Source organism: Oricola nitratireducens, from assembly GCF_014904745.1.
Lineage (GTDB): Bacteria > Pseudomonadota > Alphaproteobacteria > Rhizobiales > Rhizobiaceae > Oricola > Oricola nitratireducens.
Map to the genome: position 1 here is coordinate 64,561 of NZ_JACZCS010000024.1, position 21,963 is coordinate 86,523.

At 65.2% G+C, this 21,963-nt stretch carries 22 protein-coding genes; all 22 read left to right on the plus strand.

Going from position 1 to position 21,963, the window contains the following annotated elements; all coding sequences use genetic code 11:
• Positions 1-125 precede the first annotated feature (125 nt).
• The 22 genes from IG169_RS13115 to hypF all read left to right on the plus strand — a co-directional run bounded on the left by IG169_RS13115 (position 126) and on the right by hypF (position 21,921).
• Positions 126-1,202 carry a hydrogenase small subunit gene (locus tag IG169_RS13115; protein WP_193176664.1) on the plus strand — a complete coding sequence of 359 codons (1,077 nt, stop codon included), beginning with the start codon at positions 126-128 and terminating at the stop codon, positions 1,200-1,202.
• Positions 1,202-3,001 carry a nickel-dependent hydrogenase large subunit gene (locus IG169_RS13120; RefSeq protein WP_193176665.1) on the plus strand — a complete coding sequence of 600 codons (1,800 nt, stop codon included), beginning with the start codon at positions 1,202-1,204 and terminating at the stop codon, positions 2,999-3,001. The genes IG169_RS13115 and IG169_RS13120 overlap by 1 nt, the downstream gene beginning before the upstream one ends.
• Before the next feature lie 14 nt (positions 3,002-3,015).
• Positions 3,016-3,585 carry a HupE/UreJ family protein gene (locus IG169_RS13125; RefSeq protein WP_193176666.1) on the plus strand — a complete coding sequence of 190 codons (570 nt, stop codon included), beginning with the start codon at positions 3,016-3,018 and terminating at the stop codon, positions 3,583-3,585.
• A 10-nt stretch (positions 3,586-3,595) separates the two neighbouring features.
• On the plus strand, positions 3,596-4,312 hold the full coding sequence (cybH, locus tag IG169_RS13130) for a Ni/Fe-hydrogenase, b-type cytochrome subunit (protein WP_193176667.1): 717 nt from the start codon (positions 3,596-3,598) through the stop codon (positions 4,310-4,312).
• A gap of 333 nt (positions 4,313-4,645) precedes the next feature.
• The gene (locus tag IG169_RS13135; protein WP_193176668.1) at positions 4,646-5,332 is read left to right on the plus strand and encodes a HyaD/HybD family hydrogenase maturation endopeptidase; all 687 of its coding nucleotides are present in this window, start codon (positions 4,646-4,648) and stop codon (positions 5,330-5,332) included.
• Positions 5,332-5,646 (plus strand): HypC/HybG/HupF family hydrogenase formation chaperone, encoded by a 315-nt coding sequence (locus IG169_RS13140; protein ID WP_193176669.1) that lies wholly within the window; start codon positions 5,332-5,334, stop codon positions 5,644-5,646. The genes IG169_RS13135 and IG169_RS13140 overlap by 1 nt, the downstream gene beginning before the upstream one ends.
• Positions 5,646-6,095 (plus strand): thioredoxin domain-containing protein, encoded by a 450-nt coding sequence (locus tag IG169_RS13145; protein WP_246717366.1) that lies wholly within the window; start codon positions 5,646-5,648, stop codon positions 6,093-6,095. Before IG169_RS13140 ends, IG169_RS13145 begins: the two co-directional genes overlap by 1 nt.
• Before the next feature lie 25 nt (positions 6,096-6,120).
• The gene (locus tag IG169_RS13150) at positions 6,121-6,954 is read left to right on the plus strand and encodes a hydrogenase expression/formation protein (protein WP_193176670.1); all 834 of its coding nucleotides are present in this window, start codon (positions 6,121-6,123) and stop codon (positions 6,952-6,954) included.
• Complete coding sequence (locus IG169_RS13155) at positions 6,951-7,175, plus strand: rubredoxin (protein ID WP_193176671.1); 225 nt, start codon at positions 6,951-6,953, stop codon at positions 7,173-7,175. Before IG169_RS13150 ends, IG169_RS13155 begins: the two co-directional genes overlap by 4 nt.
• Positions 7,176-7,757: a [NiFe]-hydrogenase assembly chaperone HybE gene (hybE, locus tag IG169_RS13160; protein WP_193176672.1), complete on the plus strand. Its 582-nt coding sequence runs from the start codon at positions 7,176-7,178 to the stop codon at positions 7,755-7,757.
• On the plus strand, positions 7,754-8,887 hold the full coding sequence (locus IG169_RS13165) for a nickel-dependent hydrogenase large subunit (protein WP_193176673.1): 1,134 nt from the start codon (positions 7,754-7,756) through the stop codon (positions 8,885-8,887). Before hybE ends, IG169_RS13165 begins: the two co-directional genes overlap by 4 nt.
• Complete coding sequence (hypA, locus tag IG169_RS13170) at positions 8,887-9,228, plus strand: hydrogenase maturation nickel metallochaperone HypA (RefSeq protein ID WP_193176674.1); 342 nt, start codon at positions 8,887-8,889, stop codon at positions 9,226-9,228. The genes IG169_RS13165 and hypA overlap by 1 nt, the downstream gene beginning before the upstream one ends.
• A complete protein-coding gene (hypB, locus tag IG169_RS13175; protein ID WP_193176675.1) occupies positions 9,228-10,121 on the plus strand; it encodes a hydrogenase nickel incorporation protein HypB in 894 nt (297 codons plus the stop codon). Before hypA ends, hypB begins: the two co-directional genes overlap by 1 nt.
• A gap of 12 nt (positions 10,122-10,133) precedes the next feature.
• On the plus strand, positions 10,134-10,388 hold the full coding sequence (locus tag IG169_RS13180) for a HypC/HybG/HupF family hydrogenase formation chaperone (RefSeq protein ID WP_193176676.1): 255 nt from the start codon (positions 10,134-10,136) through the stop codon (positions 10,386-10,388).
• On the plus strand, positions 10,385-11,536 hold the full coding sequence (gene hypD, locus IG169_RS13185) for a hydrogenase formation protein HypD (protein WP_193176677.1): 1,152 nt from the start codon (positions 10,385-10,387) through the stop codon (positions 11,534-11,536). The genes IG169_RS13180 and hypD overlap by 4 nt, the downstream gene beginning before the upstream one ends.
• Positions 11,533-12,570, plus strand: coding sequence for a hydrogenase expression/formation protein HypE (gene hypE / locus IG169_RS13190; RefSeq protein ID WP_193176678.1), 1,038 nt, complete (start codon positions 11,533-11,535; stop codon positions 12,568-12,570). Before hypD ends, hypE begins: the two co-directional genes overlap by 4 nt.
• Before the next feature lie 3 nt (positions 12,571-12,573).
• The gene (locus IG169_RS13195) at positions 12,574-14,265 is read left to right on the plus strand and encodes a hydrogenase maturation protein (RefSeq protein ID WP_193176679.1); all 1,692 of its coding nucleotides are present in this window, start codon (positions 12,574-12,576) and stop codon (positions 14,263-14,265) included.
• The gene (locus tag IG169_RS13200) at positions 14,262-15,767 is read left to right on the plus strand and encodes a sigma-54-dependent transcriptional regulator (protein WP_193176680.1); all 1,506 of its coding nucleotides are present in this window, start codon (positions 14,262-14,264) and stop codon (positions 15,765-15,767) included. Before IG169_RS13195 ends, IG169_RS13200 begins: the two co-directional genes overlap by 4 nt.
• An 8-nt stretch (positions 15,768-15,775) precedes the next feature.
• Positions 15,776-17,143, plus strand: a complete 1,368-nt coding sequence (locus IG169_RS13205; protein WP_193176681.1) for a sensor histidine kinase — start codon at positions 15,776-15,778, stop codon at positions 17,141-17,143.
• Positions 17,130-18,152 carry an NADH-quinone oxidoreductase subunit B family protein gene (locus IG169_RS13210; protein ID WP_210325998.1) on the plus strand — a complete coding sequence of 341 codons (1,023 nt, stop codon included), beginning with the start codon at positions 17,130-17,132 and terminating at the stop codon, positions 18,150-18,152. Before IG169_RS13205 ends, IG169_RS13210 begins: the two co-directional genes overlap by 14 nt.
• Complete coding sequence (locus IG169_RS13215) at positions 18,149-19,597, plus strand: nickel-dependent hydrogenase large subunit (protein WP_193176683.1); 1,449 nt, start codon at positions 18,149-18,151, stop codon at positions 19,595-19,597. The genes IG169_RS13210 and IG169_RS13215 overlap by 4 nt, the downstream gene beginning before the upstream one ends.
• The gene (hypF, locus tag IG169_RS13220) at positions 19,597-21,921 is read left to right on the plus strand and encodes a carbamoyltransferase HypF (protein ID WP_193176684.1); all 2,325 of its coding nucleotides are present in this window, start codon (positions 19,597-19,599) and stop codon (positions 21,919-21,921) included. The genes IG169_RS13215 and hypF overlap by 1 nt, the downstream gene beginning before the upstream one ends.
• Positions 21,922-21,963 lie beyond the last annotated feature (42 nt).

Genomic DNA, 21,963 nt, shown 5'->3' on the forward strand with positions numbered 1-21,963 from the left:
AAAAATACCCAACACACTGAAAGACAAGGAAAAAGCCTGACTGGCATAGCGGTTGCTACAGCCTTGGCGGAAGCGTGCGAAACCCGTCGCGCGCTTTCGGGGACCCAAGAGGAGGAGAAGCCCGCATGACAGAAACCTTTTACGAGGTCATGCGCCGTCAGGGGATCACACGGCGCAGTTTCCTGAAATTCTGCAGTCTCACGGCGGCCTCGCTCGGGCTCGGCCCGACATTCGCGCCGCAGATCGCGCATGCGATGGAGACCAAGCCGCGCATTCCCGTGCTGTGGCTGCATGGGCTGGAATGCACCTGCTGCTCGGAGAGCTTCATCCGCTCGGCGCATCCGCTGGCGAAAGACGTCATCCTGTCGATGATCTCGCTCGACTATGACGACACGATCATGGCGGCGGCCGGCCATCAGGCCGAGGCGATCATCGACGAGACGATCGAGAAATATGACGGCAACTACATCCTCGCCTGCGAGGGCAATCCGCCGCTGAACCAGGAAGGCATGTCCTGCATCATCGCCGGCAAGCCCTATCTGGAACAGCTCAAGCACGCCGCCGACCATTGCAAGGCGATCATCTCGTGGGGGTCGTGCGCCTCGTGGGGATGCGTGCAGGCGGCGCGGCCGAATCCGACCCAGGCGACGCCGATCCACAAGGTGCCGGGTCTGGCGCCGAAGCCGATCATCAAGGTGCCCGGCTGCCCGCCGATCGCCGAGGTGATGACGGCGGTGATCACCTATATCCTGACCTTCGAGCGGTTCCCGGAACTCGACCGGCAGGGCCGGCCGAAAATGTTCTATTCGCAGCGTATCCACGACAAGTGCTACCGCCGGCCGCATTTCGACGCCGGCCAGTTCGTGGAAGCCTTCGACGACGAGGGCGCGCGCAAGGGCTACTGCCTCTACAAGATGGGCTGCAAGGGGCCGACCACCTACAACGCCTGCTCGACGGTGCGCTGGAACGGCGGCCTGTCCTTCCCGATCCAGTCAGGCCATCCATGCTTCGGCTGCTCCGAGGACGGCTTCTGGGACAAGGGCTCGTTCTATGACCGGCTGACCGACATCCACGGCTTCGGCATCGAGGCCGACGCAGACAAGATCGGCGGCACGGCCGCAGCCGTCGTCGGCGTTGCCGCCGCGGCGCATGCCGGGCTCAGCGCCGTCAAGCGCGCCCGCCAGAAGGGAGGGGAAAGCTGATGACCACGATGCAGACACCGAACGGTTTCAACCTCGACACATCCGGCCAGCGCGTCGTCGTCGATCCGGTCACCCGGATCGAGGGCCACATGCGTTGCGAGGTCAATGTCGACGAGAACAACATCATCCGCAACGCGGTCTCCACCGGCACGATGTGGCGGGGACTGGAGGTCATCCTGAAGGGGCGCGATCCGCGAGACGCCTGGGCGTTCACCCAGCGCATCTGCGGCGTCTGCACGGGCACGCATGCGCTGACCTCGGTGCGCGCGGTGGAAGACGCGCTCGGGATCGACATTCCCGAGAACGCCAACTCGATCCGCAACATCATGCAGTTGTCGCTGCAGGTGCACGACCATCTGGTGCATTTCTACCACCTGCACGCGCTCGACTGGGTGAATCCGGTCAATGCCCTGAAGGCCGATCCGAAAGCGACGTCGGAACTGCAGCAGTCGGTCTCGCCGCATCATCCGAAGTCGTCGCCGGGCTATTTCCGCGATGTGCAGAACCGGCTGAAGAAATTCGTGGAATCCGGCCAGCTTGGCCCGTTCAAGAACGGCTACTGGACCAACCCGGCCTATCTCCTGCCGCCGGAAGCCGACCTGATGGCGGTGACGCATTATCTCGAGGCGCTCGATTTCCAGAAGGAGATCATGACGACGCGCACCATCTTCGGCGGCAAGGACATCCATCCAAACTGGCTGGTCGGCGGCGTGCCCTGCGCAATCAATATCGACGGCCCGCTGGCCGCCGGCGCGCCGGTCAACATGGACCGGCTCAACTACGTCTCCGGCGTCATCGACCGGACGCTGGAATTCGTCAAGAACGTCTATATCCCGGATCTTTTCGCGATCGCGCAGTTCTACAAGGGCTGGCTCTATGGCGGCGGGCTGTCGGGGCAGAGCGTGCTTGCCTATGGCGACATCCCGGACCGGGCGAACGACTATTCGGCCGGTAACCTGCTGATGCCGCGCGGCGCGATCATCAACGGCAACCTAAAGGAGGTGCACGAGGTCGATCATCGCGATCCCGAGCAGATCCAGGAGTTCGTGCCGCACAGCTGGTACGCCTATCCAGACGAGGCCAAGGGCCTGCATCCATGGGACGGGATCACCGAGCCGAACTACGCGCTTGGGCCGAACCTCGTCGGAACCAGCACCAACATCCAGCAGATCGACGAATCCGCGAAATATTCCTGGATCAAGGCGCCGCGCTGGCGCGGTCACGCGATGGAGGTCGGGCCGCTGGCGCGTTACGTCGTCGGCTATGCGCAGGGGCACGAATATTTCACCGAGCAGATCAACCGGACCCTGAAGACGCTCGACGTGCCGGTGGACGCGCTGTTCTCGACGCTCGGCCGCACGGCGGCGCGCGCGCTGGAATGCGAGTGGGCGGCCGAGATGCAGCGGTATTTCATGGACAAGCTGATTGCCAACATCAAGGCGGGCGACACGGCGACGGCCAATGTCGAGAAGTTCGATCCGAAGACCTGGCCAAGCGAGGTCAAGGGCGTCGGCTTCACCGAGGCTCCGCGCGGCGCGCTGGCGCACTGGATCAGGATCAAGGACACCAAGATCGACAATTACCAGTGCGTCGTGCCGACCACGTGGAACGGTTCCCCGCGCGACAACGAAGGCAATATCGGGGCGTTCGAGGCATCGCTCATGAACACGAAGATGGAGCGGCCGGAGGAGCCGGTGGAAATCCTGCGCACGCTGCATTCGTTCGATCCGTGCCTTGCCTGTTCGACCCATGTGATGGGGCCGGACGGCGAGGAAATGGCCGAAATCAAGGTCCGCTAGAGGAGGATGGGATCATGACTTTCGCATTGAAAAGAACGCTCGCCGTAGCGGGCCTGACACTGGCGGCAACGCCGGCGTTCGCCCATACCGGCGGCACGGTGGCCGGTTTCGCGTCCGGCTTCGCCCACCCGATCCTGGGGCTCGATCATCTGATGGCGATGGTGGCGGTCGGCGTCTGGTCCGCCGCCCAGCCGGCGCGGCTCGCGTGGCGCGGGCCGGCGGTCTTCGTCGCCATGCTGGGCGTCGGCGCGCTGCTCGGCATGAACGGCATTTCTATGCCCTTCGTCGAGCCGGGCATTCTGGCGTCGGTCGTCATTCTCGGGCTGATGATCGCGGCGGCGCGCATGCTGCCGGCGGCGCTCGGCCTCGTGGCGATCGGCGGATTCGCGCTGTTGCACGGCCATGCGCACGGGACCGAGGCGGCCGGTGCGCTTGCCGGCTACATGACCGGCTTCCTGTTGGCGAGCGCGCTCCTGCACGGCGCGGGCTATGGCGCGGGGCGGATCGCCGCGATGATGCGTTTCGGCCTGATCGCCTCGGGCCTCGCGATCGCCGCTGGCGGTCTCGTGCTGGCCGGCGGGTGAGGAGGGGATCGTGAGCACAGACATCACAACGACACCGCATTCCGAAGAGGCCGTTTATGTCTATCAGGCGCCGGTTCGCCTGTGGCACTGGGTGAACGCGTCCTCGATCCTCGTGCTCGGCATTACCGGCTACCTGATCGGCTCGCCGCCGCCGTCCGTCGGCGGCGAGGCGAGCGCATCCTTCCTGTTCGGCTGGATCCGCTATCTGCATTTCGCCGCCGCCTATATCCTGATCGCCGGCTTTCTGTTCCGGGTCTACTGGGCCTTTGTCGGCAATTCGCATGCGCGGCAGATATTCCTGCCGCCGGTCTGGCGCGGCTCGTTCTGGAAGGAACTGTTCCACGAGGTGGCCTGGTACGCGATGATCGCCAAGCAGCCGCTGAAATATTCCGGCCACAACCCGCTGGCGACGCTTACCATGCATCTGATGTTCGTCTGGGGCATCGTCTTCATGATGGTGACCGGGCTCGCGCTTTACGGCGAGGGCGCGGGCATGGGGTCGTGGCAGTACGACTTCTTTTCGTCCTGGGTGATCCCGCTGTTCGGCCAGAGCCAGGACGTGCACACATGGCACCATCTCGGCCTGTGGCTGATCGTCAGCTTCGTCATCGTGCATGTCTATGCCGCGGTCCGCGAGGATATCATGTCGCGGCAATCGATCATGTCGTCGATGTTTTCCGGCTGGCGCACCTTCCGGGACGGGAAGCCTGGCGACGATATTCACTGATCCGCCTCCTCCATTTCAGCGGTTACTTTGCGGGGCTTTCGGGCCCCGCTTTTTTGTGCCGCCGGATGGATAGCGCGCGTTTTCACGTTGAGCGCCGTCTTTCCACTCCGAAACGCGCACCCCGGACGGCTATGGAAGTTATCTTTCCAATATCCGATAGAAGTGGAAATATACCTTTCAACCGAGATTTGCCGGCAGCGCGGATTTGACCGGGAAACCCATGGTTACCGGCGGTTTCGCGAACTGGCACACGGCTTGCGAAAGCATTGCCATCAGGGAGGGTCCCGCAAGGGACATAAAGACATCCTGGGGACGTCTTGGGAGGAGGTTCTCGTGACAGACACGGCACCGAACGTGCTGATCCTCGGCATCGGCAATCTGTTGTGGGCGGATGAAGGCTTCGGCGTGCGCGCTGTCGAGGAACTGCACCGCGCCTATGCCTTTGGCGACAATGTCCGGATCATGGACGGCGGCACGCAGGGCATCTATCTCGTCCAGCACATTCGCGAGGCCGATATCCTGATCGTGTTCGACGCGGTCGATTACGGCCTGCCACCCGGCACGCTGAAACGCGTCGAGGGCGACGAAGTGCCGAAATTTCTCGGCATCAAGAAGATTTCGCTGCACCAGACCGGTTTCCAGGAGGTGCTCGCGATGGCGGAGATGATGGGCGATTATCCCGATCAACTGATGCTGGTCGGCGTCCAGCCGGTCGAACTGGAGGATTACGGCGGCAGCCTGCGGCCGCAGGTCAAGGCGCAGATCGACCCGGCCATCGACGCGGCTCTAGCGTTCCTTGCCGAGCGCGGCGTCACGGCGGAACGCCGGAGCGTGCCGCTTGGCGAGGACGACACGATCGCCTCGCTCGAGATGACACTTCAGCGCTACGAGGCGGAACGGCCGGGAGAGGCCGATGCCCTCCGGCACGGCGACGCCCGCGTGCTCGCCGGCGAAGCCTGGCGCGGTCCGGACGATTTCGACGCCGAGATGGAACGCCTCGTCAAAGGGCAGGCCGGCTAATGTGCATCGGCATTCCCATGCAGGTGATCGAGGCGGGCGCGGGAGGCGCGCTTTGCCGGGCGCGCGATGGCGAGCATCGCATCGACACGAGCCTCGTCGGGGCCGTCGAGCCAGGAAACTGGGTGATGGTGTTCCTCGGCGCGGCGCGCGAGGTGATCTCGGAAGAGGCGGCTCGGCAATCCGCCGACGCCATCGCCGCGCTGGAAATGGTCATGCGCGGCGAGGGCGGCTTCGAGCATCTCTTCGCCGATCTGATCGATCGCGAACCCGAATTGCCGGACTTCCTGCGCCCGAAGACGCAGGACAACGCCTGATGAAAGGACGCCTCATGTTTTCACCATTGCTGCAATCGATCGTCGAACGCGAGGGTTATCGTGTCGTCACCGACGACGATCTCTCCGCGGCGGCCGAGCCCGTTCTCTTCACGATGCTGTTCGTGGCGGGCGACGCCGAGCGCATCGCCGAAAGCAACGACGTCGCCGTCGTCGTGCCGGAACTCGACAAGGCCTTCGAAGGCGCGGTGACGGTGCTGGTCGCGGATCGCGACAGCGAGCGCGACATCCAGCGGCGCTATCGCTTCAACGCCTTTCCGGCACTGATCTTCTTGCGTCATGGCGAATATCTCGGCTGCATCCAGCGGGTCCAGGATTGGACCGACTATCTGCGCGCGATCCCGGACATTCTCGCGCGCGAGCCGAGCAACCCGCCGCCCTTCAAGTTTCCCGACGGATGCGGCGCGCCGCAGCCGAACCTGCAGCACTGATCCAACCCGAGCGAGGACCTGAGCCATGAACGATCCGATTTCACCGCTTGTCGGCCCCGGCAGCCAGCCCGGCGAGGAAGACGGCGCGGCGCTTGACTATCTGCAGATGCCGTCGGGCATGATGACCTTCTCGACGCCAAACCTGCCGGAATCCGAGGAGGCGGAAGGCCTCGAAGCCGGAATGGCGGCGCTGGAAAACGTGCTGGCGATCACGCGGGACACCGGCATTGGCAGCGTCGATCTGACCGGCCTCGACGAAAGCAACCGCGCCTTCGTCAACCAGGTGCTCGGCGAGGGCGAGGTCTCGGTGATCGCCGGCAGCGCGGCGCAGGCGCAGGAAGCCGTTCTGGCCGGTGTCTGGCGCGTGCGCGAAACCGGGCATGACGGCGACGTGTCGCGCGACTATGTCGAGGTCGGGGCGTTTCCGGCCCGCATCCTCGCCGCGGCGTTTGACGGCGCGCAGCAACAGGTGCCGATCGCGACGTCTTTCGGCCCGAACATTTTCAACGCGCCGCCGCTGCTGCCGGAGATCAACGAATATATTCCGCGCGTCAACGGCGCCGCCGCGGCGCATGTCATCAACCTGTCGCTGCTGCCGCACACCGAGGAGGACCTGACATATCTCAATGACGTGCTGGGGCGCGGCGTGCTTACCATCCTGTCGCGCGGTTACGGCAACTGCCGCATCACCGCGACGGCAACGGGCAATGTGTGGTGGGTGCAGTTTTACAATTCTCAGGATACGATGATCCTGAACACGATCGAGATCACGGCGGTGCCGGAAGTCGCCTGTGCCTCGCCGGAGGACATCGCGGATTCCGCCGGGCGGCTCGACGAGATCCTGGAGATCTATCGATGAACGAGCATTTCTTCGGCGGATCCTATGGCGGCGACGCGTCGAAGATCGGGCCGCTGACGCGGCTCGAATGCAAGATCTGCTGGCATGTCTACGATCCGGCGCTGGGCGACGCCTATTGGCAAATTCCGCCCGGAACGCCGTTTTCGGACCTGCCGGATCACTGGACCTGCCCGGAATGCGACAGCGCCAGGGCCGGGTTCATGGTCATCGAGGAGACCTGAATGAGCGACCGCGCCGACATCGGCCAGCTGACGGAAGCCTGTTTCGAGGAGATCAGGACGACCCGCATGGCGGGCATCCCGATCCTCAACGAGGCGCTGTCGGTGAAGGTCGTCGGCGCGCGGGAATGGAACGGAGACTGGCTGGCGGTTCTGGTGACGCCCTGGTTCATGAACCTGATGCTGGTACGCGCGGACGAGGAAACCGAGACGCTCGCGCAGGGCGCCAAGCGCCATTTCGCTTTCCCCGCCGGGCAATTCGAATTCATTCACGGACGGGAGGATGCGATCGGGTCCTACTGGATGTGCTCGCTGTTTTCGCCGGTGTTCGAATTTTCCGACCCGGAATCCGCCGAGGCGGCGGCCGCCGCCGCGCTCGATGCGCTGTTCGAGGACGGTGGTGAGACGGACAAGTCCGAAGATGCCATGGCGCAGATGTGGCGCGGCGAAACGCCCGAGCGGGCCGAGCCGGAAGTGGTCGATCCGGAGGAGGAGAAAGCCGATGTTCCCGACGCGCGGCCGGCAAGACCCGAGGTTAGTCGGCGCGCGTTCCTGACCGGCGGACGGCGGGAGGAACGGCCATGAATTTCGAGGGCCGGGTGGAGATCGCATTGCCGATGGAAAAGGGCGCGGCGGCCTCGGTGCGCTATGCGCCCCCGGTCAATGTGTCGCCGCTGCTCAAGGGAAAACGGCCGCAGGAGGTGATGCCGGTCATCTCGACCATCTACGGCATCTGCGCCAATGCGCAGGCGCATGCGGCGGTGCTGTCGCTGGAAGCCGCGCTCGGCCGGAAAACCGATCGCGACATGGCGGCGGCGCGCGCGCTGGTGACGTCGATGGAAACGCTGCGCGAAAACGTGCTGCGCATCGCGCTCGACTGGCCGCGCATGATCGGCGGAGAACCCGACGGCGCATCTGTGCGCGCGGCGATGGATTACGTCCCGCGGATGCGCGCCGCGCTTTTCGGCGAAGCCGACCCGTTCGCGCTCGATGCGCAAACCAGGCCCGATGCCGCCGCAGTGCGCATGGTCATTGCCGATGCCGAGGCGCTTCTGGCGGGGACGATCTTCGGCGAACCGCTCGACATCTGGCTGAAGCGACGCGGTTATGTCGGGCTTCTTGCCTGGGCCGTCGGCTCGCAGACGCCGGCCGCCGACCTGATCGGGCATCTGGCCGAACAGGGATGGGTCGAGACGGCGGGCATGGATGGCGGGGATGTAGGCTTCCTCGACGTGGCGATGCTGGCCGCCCATGCAGGCGGCGATCGCCCGGCGGCGGCGAACGACGTGCCCGAGACGACGCTGTTCTCGCGCCGCGCGCAGGCCGGGCTTGTCGCGAGCCTGAACAGTTCCGGCCTCGGCGCGCGTTTCGTGGCGCGCCTCGCCGAACTTGCGTGCCTTCCCGGCGAAATGCGGCTATTGCTGGAGGGCAATGGCGATCCGAACACCCTTTCGAGAACCGCCGGCGGCGCCGGCATCGGGATCGTGGAGGCGGCGCGCGGCCTGCTCGTCCATACGGCGCGGCTCGCCGACGGTCGCGTGGACGACTACCGCATTGTTTCGCCGACCGACTGGAATTTCGACAAGAGAGGCGTCGCGGCGCGCTGCCTTGCGACGCTGGAAGGCCATGAGGACGCGGAGGAAAAGGTCAGGCTCGCGCATCTGGTCGTCAATGCCATCGACCCCTGCGTCGCCTACGAGGTGAGGGCCTGCTGATGCACGAGATGTCGATCTGCGAAAGCATCCTCAACGTGCTCAAGGATCAGGCTCGGGAGCAGAATTTCGACAGCGTGAAACGGGTCTGCCTCGAGATCGGCCCGCTGTCGGGAGTCGAGATCGAGGCGCTGCGATTCGGATTCGACGTCGTGATGCGGGATTCCATTGCCGACGGCGCCACACTCGATATCATCGAGACGGAAGCGGCGGCGTTTTGCTTTGCCTGCGGCAAGCCGGTCATCATTACGGCGCGCTACGAACCCTGCCCGAAATGCGGGTCGCACCAGCTGCAGGTGACGGGCGGCGAAGAATTGCGGATCAAGGAACTGGAGGTGAACTGATGTGCACGGTTTGCGGTTGCGGAGAAGGCGAAGTTCAGATCGAGGGCAAAGGCAAGGCGCATGGTCATCACCACCATGGCGACGGCCATCATCACCACGATCACGGGCACGACCATGATCATGGCCACCATCATCATCACGGCGATGACGGGGCGCTCGACTATGGCGCGGGCGAGGCCGGCGCGGCGGTGCCGGGAATGAGCCAGAGCCGGATGATCCAGCTCGAGCACGACATCCTGTCGAAGAACAACGCCTATGCGGCTGAAAACCGGGCGTTTTTCGCCGATCACGGCATTCTTGCGCTGAACCTCGTTTCCAGTCCCGGATCGGGCAAGACGTCGCTGCTGGTCAAGACGATCGAGATGCTGGGCGAGCGGTTGAAGAGTTATGTCGTCGAGGGCGACCAGCAGACCTCGGCCGACGCCGAGCGCATCCGCGCGACCGGCGCGCCGGCGATCCAGATCAACACCGGCAAGGGCTGTCATCTCGACGGCCACATGGTCGGCCATGCGGTCGAGCATCTGGCGCCTCAGGACGGCGCGGTGGTGTTCATCGAGAATGTCGGCAATCTCGTCTGCCCGGCGGCCTTCGATCTCGGCGAGGCGCACAAGGTGGCGATCCTGTCGGTGACCGAGGGCGAGGACAAGCCGATCAAGTATCCCGACATGTTCGCGGCTTCCGATCTGGTGCTGGTCAACAAGACCGACCTGCTGCCGTATCTCGACTTCGACGTCGACGAGGCGATCGCCAATGCCCGCAAGGTCAATCCTGCGATCAAGGTGCTGAAGGTGTCGGCGCGTACCGGCGAGGGGATGGATGCTTGGATCGTCTGGATCATGGCGGCACGGGGCATGGCGCTGGCGGGCCATCCGCTCGGTACGGCGGCGGAATAGGAGAACAGCGACATGTGCCTGGCAATCCCTGCGAAGGTGACGGCGCTCGAAGCGGGCGATATGGCGGTGGTGGCGCTGGAAGGCGTCAAGAAACGCATCTCGGTCGCGCTGCTCGATGACGTGTCGGTCGGCGACTACGTGCTGATCCATGTCGGTTATGCGCTGCACAAGGTCAGCGCCGAGGAGGCCGCGCGCACGCTGGCGCTGATGGCTGAAGCGGGAATCCTCAAGGAAGAGCTCGAGGAAATCACGGGAGGCGCGGCATGAAATATGTCGACGAATTCCGCGCCCGCGATCTCGCCGAAAAACTGGCGGTGCAAATCGCCGCGGAAGCAAAACCGGACCGCACCTACCACCTGATGGAATTCTGCGGCGGGCATACGCATGCCATCTTCCGCTACGGCGTGCAGGACCTGATGCCGGAGAACGTGAAATTCGTGCATGGGCCGGGTTGCCCGGTCTGCGTCCTGCCGGTGCGCCGGCTCGACGACGCGGTGGAACTGGCCGAGAAACACGGCGTGATCCTGTGTTCCTATGGCGACATGATGCGGGTGCCGGGCACCAAGCAGCGCTCGTTGATCAAGGCGAAGGCTGACGGCGCCGACATACGGATGATCTATTCGACGCAGGACGCGCTGAAGATCGCGCGCGAGAACCCGGACCGGCAGGTTGTCTTCTTCGCCATCGGTTTCGAGACGACGACGCCGCCGACGGCGGTGGCGATCAAGCAGGCCGAGGCCGAGGGGCTCGAAAACTTCTCCGTCTTCTGCAACCACGTGCTGACGCCGTCGGCGATCGGGCACATCCTGGACTCGCCAGAGGTGCGCGATCTCGGCACGGTGAAGATCGACGGTTTCCTCGGGCCGTCGCATGTCTCCTCGGTGATCGGATCGGAGCCCTACGAGTTCTTCGCCGAGGAATTCGCCAAGCCGGTGGTCATCGCCGGTTTCGAGCCGCTCGACGTGATGCAGTCGGTGCTGATGCTGATCCGCCAGGTCAATGAGGGCCGGGCCGAGGTCGAGAACGAATATACGCGGGTCGTAACGCGCGAGGGCAATCTGAAGGCGCAGGCGCTGGTCTCCGAGGTGTTCGAACTGCGCCAGAGCTTCGAATGGCGCGGCCTTGGCGAAGTGCCATACAGCGCGCTGCGCATCCGCGACGCCTATGCCGCTTTCGACGCCGAAAAGCGCTTCACGGTGACCGAGAAGCAATCGCGCGAGGTGAAGTCCTGCGAATGCCCGGCGATCCTGCGCGGGGTGAAGAAGCCGACCGACTGCAAACTGTTCGGCACGGTCTGCACGCCGGACAATCCGATGGGTTCCTGCATGGTGTCCTCGGAAGGCGCGTGCGCCGCCTACTGGACTTATGGGCGCTTCCGGGAGCCGGCGAAGCAAAAGGCGGAGGCGATCGCATGAACATGGTCGACAAGAACGTCTCTTACCGGAGCGGCAATGTGGACATGACGCATGGCGGCGGCGGGCGCGCGATGGCGGACCTGATCCGCGACCTGTTCCATCGCCACCTGCGCAATCCGATTCTCGACCAGGGCAACGACGCGGCGCTCATCGAGGTGCCGGAAGGTCGGCTGGTGATGTCGACCGACGGACACGTGATCTCGCCGCTGTTCTTTCCCGGCGGCGATATCGGCTCGCTTGCCGTTCACGGCACGCTGAACGATGTCGCGATGACCGGTGCGCGGCCGCTCTATCTCACCGCGGGCTTCATTCTCGAGGAAGGGTTTCCGCTCGCCGATCTGGAGCGCATCGTCATGTCGATGGCACAAGCCGCGAACGATGCCGGCGTTCCGGTCATCACCGGCGACACCAAGGTGGTCGAAAAGGGCAAGGGCGACGGGGTGTTCATCACCACGACCGGGCTCGGCGTGGTGCCCGACGGCGTCCGCGTCTCGGCGGACCGGGCGAAGCCGGGGCAGGCGATCCTGCTGTCGGGCACGATCGGCGATCATGGCGTGGCGATCCTGTCGAAGCGCGAGAACCTCGAATTCGAGACCGAGATTCTGTCGGATTCGGCGGCGCTGCACGGACTGGTGGCCGAGATGGTCGCCGCCGTGCCGGACATCGCCGTCCTGCGTGATCCGACGCGTGGCGGGCTGGCTGCGACGCTGAACGAGATCGCGCGGGCGGCTAATGTCGGCATGATGCTGGACGAGGCGGCGATCCCGCTGAAACCGGATGTCTCGGCGGCCTGTGAATTACTCGGCCTCGATCCGCTCTATGTCGCCAATGAGGGCAAGCTCGTCTGTCTCTGCGAGGAGGCGGATGCCGACAAGCTCCTCGCTGTCATGAAAGCCCATCCGCATGGCGGGAATGCCGCGATCATCGGCCATGTGACGGATGATGCGGCGAACCTGATCCAGATGAAGACCGGCTTCGGCGGCACCCGCGTCGTCGACTGGCTTGCCGGAGAGCAACTGCCGAGGATCTGCTGACCAATGAAGATCCTGTTCCTCTGCCACAGCTTCAATTCGCTCAGCCAAAGGCTGTTCACGGAATTGGCCGCGCAGGGGCACGAGGTCTCGGTCGAATTCGATATCAACGACGCGGTGGCGCTGGAGGCGGTCGACCTGTTCGAGCCGGACATCGTGGTGGCGCCGTTCCTGAAACGGGCGATCCCGCGGGCTATCTGGGAAAGCCGGATTTGTCTTGTCGTCCATCCGGGACCCGTCGGCGACGGCGGACCGTCGGCGCTCGATTGGGCGCTCCTGAACGGCGAGGCGGAATGGGGCGTGACGGTGCTCCAGGCGGACAGCGCTCTCGACGCCGGACCGGTCTGGGCGGAGCGGCGCTTCGCGATGCGGGACGCGACAAAGTCGAGCCTCTATCGCCACGAGGTGAGCGAAGCGGCGGCCGAGGCGGTGCTGGAAGCGATCGCGAAGATCGGGGCGGGCCGGACGCCGCAGACGCTGGATACGCTGCGCGTGACACCGGTCTGGCGCAACGGCGCGAAGCAGACCGACCGCGCGATCGACTGGCACAATGACGATACCGATACCGTGTTGCGCAAGATTGCGTCCGCCGACGGCATGCCGGGCGTGAAGGACGTGCTGTTCGGCGAAAACGTCTACCTGTTCGACACGCATCGCGCCGACGGGTTTGCCGGGGACCCGGGCGACGTGATCGCCCGTAGCGGTTCCGCGTTCGCGCGGGCGACGCGCGATGGGGCGGTGTGGATCGGCCATGTGCGCAAGGGGCGGGACAAGGCGCTCAAGTTGCCGGCGACGACGGTGTTTCGCGCCGAGGCGGAGAGCTTGCCGGAGTTTCCCGGCTACGCGGATATCCGTTACGAGGAAGAGGGTTACGCCGGTTTCCTGCATTTCGGATTCTACAATGGCGCGATGGGAACCGAGGCCTGCCAGCGTCTGCTCGGCGCGTGGCAGGAGGCGCTGAAACGACCGACGAAAGCGATTGTTCTGATGGGCGGGCCGGACCACTGGTCGAACGGCCTGAACCTCAACCTGATCGAGGCGGCGGAAAGCCCGGCGGACGAATCCTGGGCCAATATCAACGCGATGGACGATCTTGCCGAAGCCATCATCCGCACGACTGACCGGTTCGTCGTCTCGGCCGTCGGCGGCAATGCCGGCGCCGGCGGGGTGTTCCTGGCGCGGGCCGCGGACGCGGTCTGGCTGCGCCGGGGCGCGGTGCTCAATCCGTATTACAAGGACATGGGCAATCTCTACGGTTCGGAATTCTGGACCTATCTACTGCCGCGCCATGCCGGGGCGGAAAACGCCGAGCGCATCGCCGCCGCGCGGCTGCCGATGGGCGCGGAGGAGGCGCTGTCGCTCGGGCTCGCCGACGAGATCATACATGCCGGCCGCGAAGGTTTCGGGGAGACCGTGCGCGACATGGCGTTGCGGCTCGCGGAAAGCACGGATCTTGACGAACGCCTGCGCGAGAAGGCCAGGCGCCGCGCGCAGGACGAGGCGGAAAAGCCGCTGGCGCGATACCGCGACGAGGAGTTGCAACGCATGCGGCGCAATTTCTACGGCTTCGATCCGAGCTATCATGTCGCGCGCTACAATTTCGTCCACAAGGTGCCGAAGTCGCGCACGCCGATCACCATCGCGCGGCACCGGGAAAACACTGCGCGGACGCGGTCTCGGAGGAGGGCTGCATCATGACGGAGGCTACAACACCCCTGCCGACGATCCTGGTGATAGACGACGAGATCCGGTCGCTGGAGTCGCTGGCGCGAATCCTCAACGAGGATTTCGACGTCAGGACCGCCGCGACCATCGGCGAAGCGAGTTCGGTGCTCGAAAACGAATGGGTGCAGGTCGTGTTGTGCGACCAGCGCATGCCGGAACAGACCGGTGTCGAGTTTCTGAAATCGGTGCGCACACGCTGGCCGGACGTCATTCGCATGATCGTCTCGGGCTACACCGACGCGCATGACATCATCGACGGGATCAACGAGGCGGGGATATTCCAGTACATTACCAAGCCGTGGCATCCCGAAAACCTGATCCTGACGCTGAAGACCGCCTGCCGGCTTTACGCGTTGCAGCGCGAAAACGAGCTCCTGGCGATCGAACTGAAGATGTCGCCGTCGGGCGCGCGCCAGAAGGTTTCCGACCGGCGCGACAAGCTGCGCAAGGACTACGATTTCGACGACGGCATCGTGCGCGGCAAGGACAGCCCGATGAACGCGGTCTGCGACACGCTGAAACAGGTCGCGCCCTATGACGTGCCCGTGCTGCTTTCGGGCGCGTCGGGCACCGGCAAGGAGCTTGCCGCGCGGGCGCTTCATTACGGGTCGCTGCGCTGGAACAAGCCCTTCGTCGTGGAAAACTGCGGCGCGTTACCGGACGAATTGCTGGAAAGCGAGTTGTTCGGCCACAAGCGCGGCGCGTTCACCGGCGCGGTCGAGGACCATATGGGCCTGTTCGAGCGGGCCAATGGCGGCTCGGTGTTTCTCGACGAGATCGGCGAGGTGTCGCCGGCCTTCCAGGTGAAGCTGCTGCGGGTGCTGCAGGAGGGCGAGATCCGCCCGATTGGCAGCACCAGGACGCGCAAGGTCGATGTCCGTGTGATCGCGGCAACCAATCGCGATCTCGAAGAGGAAGTCCGGGCGGGGCGTTTCCGCGCCGATCTCTACTACCGGCTCGCCGGCATGGTGATCCGCATTCCGGATCTGAAGGACCGGCGCTCCGACATTCCGGTGCTGGCGCGCGCGCTGCTGACGCGGGCTGTCGGCCAACTCGGCAAGCAGGTGACCGGTTTCTCGCAGGAAGCGCTCGACTGCATGAAGAGCTATGGCTGGCCGGGCAATGTGCGCGAGATGCAGAACGAGATCCAGCAGATGCTGGTGCTGGGGCCGGAGGGACGCGAACTCGGCGCGGATCTGTTGTCGCGGCATATCCTGAGGGCCGATCCGGCCGATCTCGACGGGCAGGACGACGAGGCGATCGCCGGGGTCGAGGGAACGCTGAAGGATCGCATCGAGATGCTGGAATCGCGGATCATCCGCGAAACGCTGATCCGCAACCGCTGGAACAAGTCGCGCGCGGCCCGCGAACTCGGCCTGTCGCGCGTCGGCCTGCGCTCGAAGCTCGAGCGCTACGGGCTCGAAAACGTCAAGCCGCTGCCGGCCACGCGCCGGACTGCGGGCGTGCCGGGATAGGCCGCATCATGCTGACCACCGAAAATCACAAGCAACTGACGATCAAGACACCAACGAACAGGGCGCTGCCGCTCGGGGAGGGCGGGGAGGACGTCTGGATCGACGTCATCCAGAAGATGGACGAGGTTTATTCCGAACTCGTCGATTCCCAGACCGAACTGGAGGAAAAGAACGCCCGGCTCGAGGAGGCGCATGCCTTTATCGGCTCGGTTGTCGCGGCGATGACCGACGTGCTGATCGTCTGCGACACGAACGGGCTGATCCAGCAGGTCAATCCGGCGCTGGAAACGGCCGTCGGACGGCGCGAGCGCGACCTTCTCGCCATGCCGCTGACCGATCTTTTCGATGACGCCAGCCGGAAGACGGTAGCCGGGTTCCTGCCGGAACTGAAGAATGGCGGCGTCGTGGCGCAGCGCGACGTGTCGCTTTCCGCGCCCGACAGCCGCAACGCGCTGATCTCGGTCAACTGCACGCCGCGCTGCGACCATCGCGGCCGTCTCGTCGGCATGGTTCTGGTCGGCCGGCCGATCGGCGAATTGCAGCGCGCCTACCGCGAACTCGATACTGCGCACCAGAAACTGACGCAGACGCAGCAACGCATGCTGGTGTCGGAAAAGATGGCGGCGCTCGGCCGGCTCGTCGCCGGCGTCGCGCATGAGCTGAACAATCCGATCAGCTTCGTCTTCGGCAACATGTACGCGCTGAAGCGCTATGGCGAGGCGATCACGAAATATCTCTCCGCCTGCAATGGCAAGAGCGGGCCCGCCGAGATGGAGACGTTGCGCAAGGACCTGAAGATCGACCAGGTGCTGCGCGACATCGGCCCGCTGGTCGACGGCACGCTGGAGGGCGCGGAGCGGGTGCGCGACATTGTTCAGGACCTGCGCCGCTTTTCCTCCAACCAGGAGGAAACGCTGGAAGCCTTCAACGTGACAAGGCTGGTGCGCACCGCCGCTGACTGGGTGATCAAGACGCAGCGCGTCAAACCGTCGGTGCGGCTCGACGTGCCGGACACGCTTGAAATCCGCGGCCGCAAGGGGCAGCTGCACCAGATCATCGTCAATCTGGTGCAGAACGCCGCCGATGTGCTGGAGGGCGATCCCAACGGCGAGATCGTCATTTCCGGCGAGAAGACCGACGGCGAGGTGATCATCCGTGTCGCCGACAACGGGCCGGGCATCCCGCCCGAACGGATCGACAAGATCTTCGAGCCGTTTTTCACGACCAAGCCGATCGGGGCTGGAACCGGCCTCGGTCTCTATGTCTCCTACAACATGGCGGTGAAGCAGGGCGGCGACCTGACGGCGGCCAACCGGCCGGAAGGCGGCGCCGAATTCACGGTGAGGGTCCCCGCGGATGAACATGCATCAGCCTGAAAAACGGCGTCCGCTTCGGCTGTTCTGGATGCAGTCGGGCGGATGTGGCGGCTGTACCCTGTCGCTGATCGGCGCGGAAGGCCCAGACCTGCTGGCGACCTTCGAGGCGGCGAATATCGAAGTGCTGTGGCATCCGTCGCTGAGCGAGGAAAGCGGCAGCGCCGTCATCGAGATCATGCGGCGGATCATCGATGGCGAGGAGACGCTCGATATCCTGTGCCTCGAAGGCTCCGTCATGCGCGGGCCGAACGGGACGGGGAAGTTCCACATGATGGCGGGCACGGGCCGACCGGTGATGGACTGGATCGCCGATCTGGCGGCGAAGGCCGGCCATGTGGTGGCGGTCGGAAGCTGCGCCGCCTATGGCGGGGTCACGGCGGCGGGCGCGAACGAGGTCGAGGCCTGCGGCCTTTCCTATGATGGGCAGAAGGAAGGCGGGCTGCTCGGCGCGGAATTCCGATCCAGGTCGGGCTTGCCGGTGATCAATGTCGCCGGTTGTCCGATCCATCCGGGCTGGCTGACGGAGACGCTGCACACGATCGCGGCGGGGCGCTTCGGCGCGAACGATATCGACGAGTGGGAACGGCCGCTCTCCTACACGATGCATCTCGTCCATCACGGCTGTGCGCGCAACGAATTCTACGAGTTCAAGGCGAGCGCCGAGAAGCTGTGCGACCTGGGCTGCATGATGGAAAATCTCGGATGCAAGGGCACGCAGGCGCGCGCCGACTGCAACATGCGGGCCTGGAACGGCGCGGGCTCCTGCCTCGATGGCGGCTATCCCTGCATCAACTGCACGGCGCCGGGCTTCGAGGAGCCGGGCCATGCCTTCACGCTGACGCCGAAAATCTCCGGCATCCCCGTCGGCCTGCCGACGGACATGCCGAAGGCGTGGTTCGTGGCGCTGGCTTCTCTCTCGAAGGCGGCGACGCCGGCGCGACTGAAGGAAAACGCCGTCGCCGACCACCTGACGCGTCCGCCCGTCGACCGGCAGAAGAAGACGCGATGACGAAGCTCGTCGTCGGCCCTTTCAACCGCGTAGAAGGCGATCTCGAGGTGAAGCTCGACATCGCCGATGGCCGCGTGAAGCAGGCGCATGTGAATTCGCCGCTCTATCGCGGCTTCGAGCGCATTCTCGCAGGCAAGCCGCCGGCCGACGCGCTGGTCTATGCGCCCCGCATCTGCGGCATCTGCTCGGTGTCGCAATCGGTCGCCGCGGCACAAGCGTTGGCCGAGGTGCAAGGCTTGGTCATGCCGCCGAATGGCGAATTGGCGGTCAATCTCGTGCATGCGACCGAGAACGTTGCCGATCATCTGACGCATTTCTACCTGTTCTTCATGCCGGACTTCGCGCGCGAAGTGTATGCGGGCGAAGCGTGGCACGCGGCGGCGCGGGAGCGCTTCGCTGCGATCAAGGGGATAGCGGCGCAGGACGTGCTGCCGGCGCGGGCGCAGTTCATGCACCTGATGGGACTGCTCGCCGGCAAGTGGCCGCACACGCTGTCGATCCAGCCGGGCGGCTCGACGCGGGCGGTGACATCGGGCGAGATCGCGCGGCTGGCGGCGATCCTGTCGTCTTTCCGGCGGTTCCTCGAGCGGACGCTTTTCGGCGACAGGCTGGAGCGGATCGCGGCGCTTTCGAGTGCTTCGGAACTGGAATCGTGGGCGGCGGAAAAAGCGCCTGAAAGCAGTGATTTCCGCCATTTCCTTTCGCTTTCGATTCCGCTTGGCCTGAACCGGCTCGGTCCGTCGGCCGGGCGCTTCATGAGCTTCGGCGCTTATGGGTCCGGCGGGACGCCCTTGTTCGCGCGCGGTGTGTTCGAGAACGGCGTGCGCGCTCTTGATGCGCTCGCGATCGCGGAGGATGTCAGCCACGCCTGGTACAAGGCGCATGCCGGCGCGATGCCGCCGCTAACCGGCGAGACATTGCCCGATGCGGATCGGACGGACGCCTATAGCTGGTGCAAGGCGCCGCGCCTCGATGGCGGTATCGCGGAGACCGGCGCGCTGGCGCGCCAGCTCGTCGACGGGCATCCGCTGATCCGGGATCTGGTCGCGAGGGATGGCGGCAATGTGCATGCGCGTGTCGTGGCGCGGCTGGTCGAAATCGCGCTGGTGGTGATCGCGATGGAAGGCTGGGTCAACGCGCTGCAACCGGGCGAGCGGTTCATCGCGCACGCGAAGATGCCGGAGAGCGGCGAGGGGACCGGGCTGACCGAGGCGGCGCGCGGCTCGCTCGGCCACTGGCTGAAAATCGAGAAGGGGCGGATCGCCAATTACCAGATCATCGCGCCGACAACCTGGAATTTTTCGCCGCGCGACGCGGAAGGCACGCCGGGGCCGCTCGAACAGGCGCTTGTAGGCGCGCCGGTGCGGCCGGGCGAAACGGAGCCCGTCGCCGTGCAGCACATCGTGCGTTCCTTCGATCCCTGCCTCGTCTGCACGGTGCATTGATGACCGCCGCCGATGTCATGTCCGGGCGCAGGATCCGGGTTCGCGGGCTGGTGCAGGGCGTCGGTTTCCGGCCGCATGTCTGGCGGCTGGCGCGCGAAACGGGATTGACCGGCCATGTTCTCAATGACGGTTCCGGCGTCGAGATCGAAGCCTGGGGCGGGGACAATACGCTGGACACGTTTCTCGAACGGCTGGAAACGGAGGCGCCGCCGCTGGCGCGCATCGATTCCGTCCGCTGGGAAGCGATAGACGGCGCGCTGGCTGCTGCCGAATTCATGATCGCCGAAAGTGCCGGCGGCGCGATCTCGACCGGTGTCGTGCCGGACGCTGCGACCTGCCCGGAATGCCTTGCCGAGGTGATGGACCCGTTCGATCGCAGGCACGGCTATGCCTTTACCAACTGCACCCATTGCGGACCGCGCCTCTCCATCGTGCGCTCGATACCCTACGACCGGGCGCGCACCTCGATGAGCGCATTTCCCATGTGCGAGGACTGCGCGCGCGAATATGAGGATCCGGCCAACCGGCGCTTCCATGCGCAGCCGAATGCCTGCCCGGTTTGCGGGCCGCAGCTGTGGCTGGAGGACGGGGAAGGGCGTGTTGACTGTGAAGACCCGATCGCGGAGGTCGCGCGGCTGTTGAAGGACGAGGCGATTGTCGCGATCAAGGGGATCGGCGGGTTTCATCTCGCCTGCGACGCGACGAGCGAGACGGCGGTCGCGGAACTTCGGCGGCGCAAGCGCCGGGCCGCCAAGCCGCTTGCTGTGATGGCGAAAAACGCGAGTCAAATCCGCCGCTTCTGCGCCGTCTCTGCGGCGGAGGAAGAACTGCTTGAAGCGCGGTCCGCGCCGATCGTCCTACTGCGCAATGCGGACGAGAGCCTCGCCCCGGGCATTGCGCCCGGCCATGCGCAAACCGGCTTCATGCTGCCCTATACGCCGATGCACCACCTGCTGATGGACGCGCTCGATGGACCGATCGTGCTGACCTCGGGCAATCTCTCCGACGAGCCGCAGGCGACCGGCAATGACGACGCGCGGGACCGTCTCGCGGGGATCGCCGACTGCTGGCTGATGCATGACCGCGACATCGTCAACCGGCTCGACGATTCCGTCATGCGTGTCGATGCGCCGGGACCGCAGATCCTGCGCCGGGCGCGTGGACTGGCACCGGAGCCGCTGCCGCTTGCGGAAGGTTTCGCGGATGCGCCGACAGTGCTCGCCATGGGCGGCGAACTGAAATCGACCTTCTGCCTCGCGAAGGACGGGCAGGCGATCCCGTCGCAGCACTTGGGCGATCTCGAGGAGGCGGTGACACATGCCGACTATCGCAAGGCCATAGCGCTCTATCGCGACATCTTCCGGTTCGACCCGGAGGTGATCGCCGTCGATCTGCATCCCGATTACCTGTCGACGCAATGGGGTGAAGACCTTGCCGCGCAGACCGGCGCGAAGCTGGTGCGAGTCCAGCACCATCACGCGCATCTGGCGAGCTGTCTTGCCGAGCACGGCGTCGAACCCGGTGACGATCTCTCGGTCGGCATCGTCATGGACGGGCTCGGCCTCGGCACCGACGGAACGATCTGGGGCGGGGAATTCCTTGTCGGCGGTTATGGCGGCTTCGAACGGGCAGCGCATTTTTCGCCGGTCGCGCTGCCGGGCGGGGCGCAGGCGATGCGTGAGCCGTGGCGCAACACGGTGGCGCATCTGAAGGCCGCGTTCGGCGATGGCTGGCGCGACCGCATATTGGGAACCGCGCTTGGCGCGATGCTGGAAGCAAAACAGTCGGGCATGATCGAACGGATGATCGAAAAAGGACTGAACGCGCCGCTGTCGTCCTCGGCGGGACGGCTGTTCGACGCGGTCGCGGCAGCGCTCGGCATTGCCGCCGACCGGCAGCATTACGAAGGGCAGGCGGCGATGGAGATGGAGGCGCTGGCCGCGCCGCATCGCGAAGGGGCGGGCGCCTATCCGGTTGCGGTGTCGGATGAGCGGGGCACGAGAATCCTTTCGTGGGCCCCTCTGTGGGGCGCTTTGACGGACGACCTGAGGAAGGGTGTCGAACCGCCGGTCATTGCGGCGCGGTTTCACCTCGGCCTCGCTGCGGCGCTCGCCGGGACCGCCGCGGCGGTCGCGGAGCGGGCGGGCACGCGGCGGATCGCGCTGTCGGGCGGCGTGATGCAGAACCGCATCCTGCTCGAAACGCTGCATAGTTGCCTTATGCGTGACGGGTTCACGGTGCTGGTGCAGTCGCGCGTCCCGGCCAATGACGGGGGACTTTCGCTTGGCCAGGCGGCAATTGCCTCTTTCCCGGGCAGGCAATAGCGTTTTCCGCTTGGCGAGCTCGCGCCGGTCCACTAAGCACAT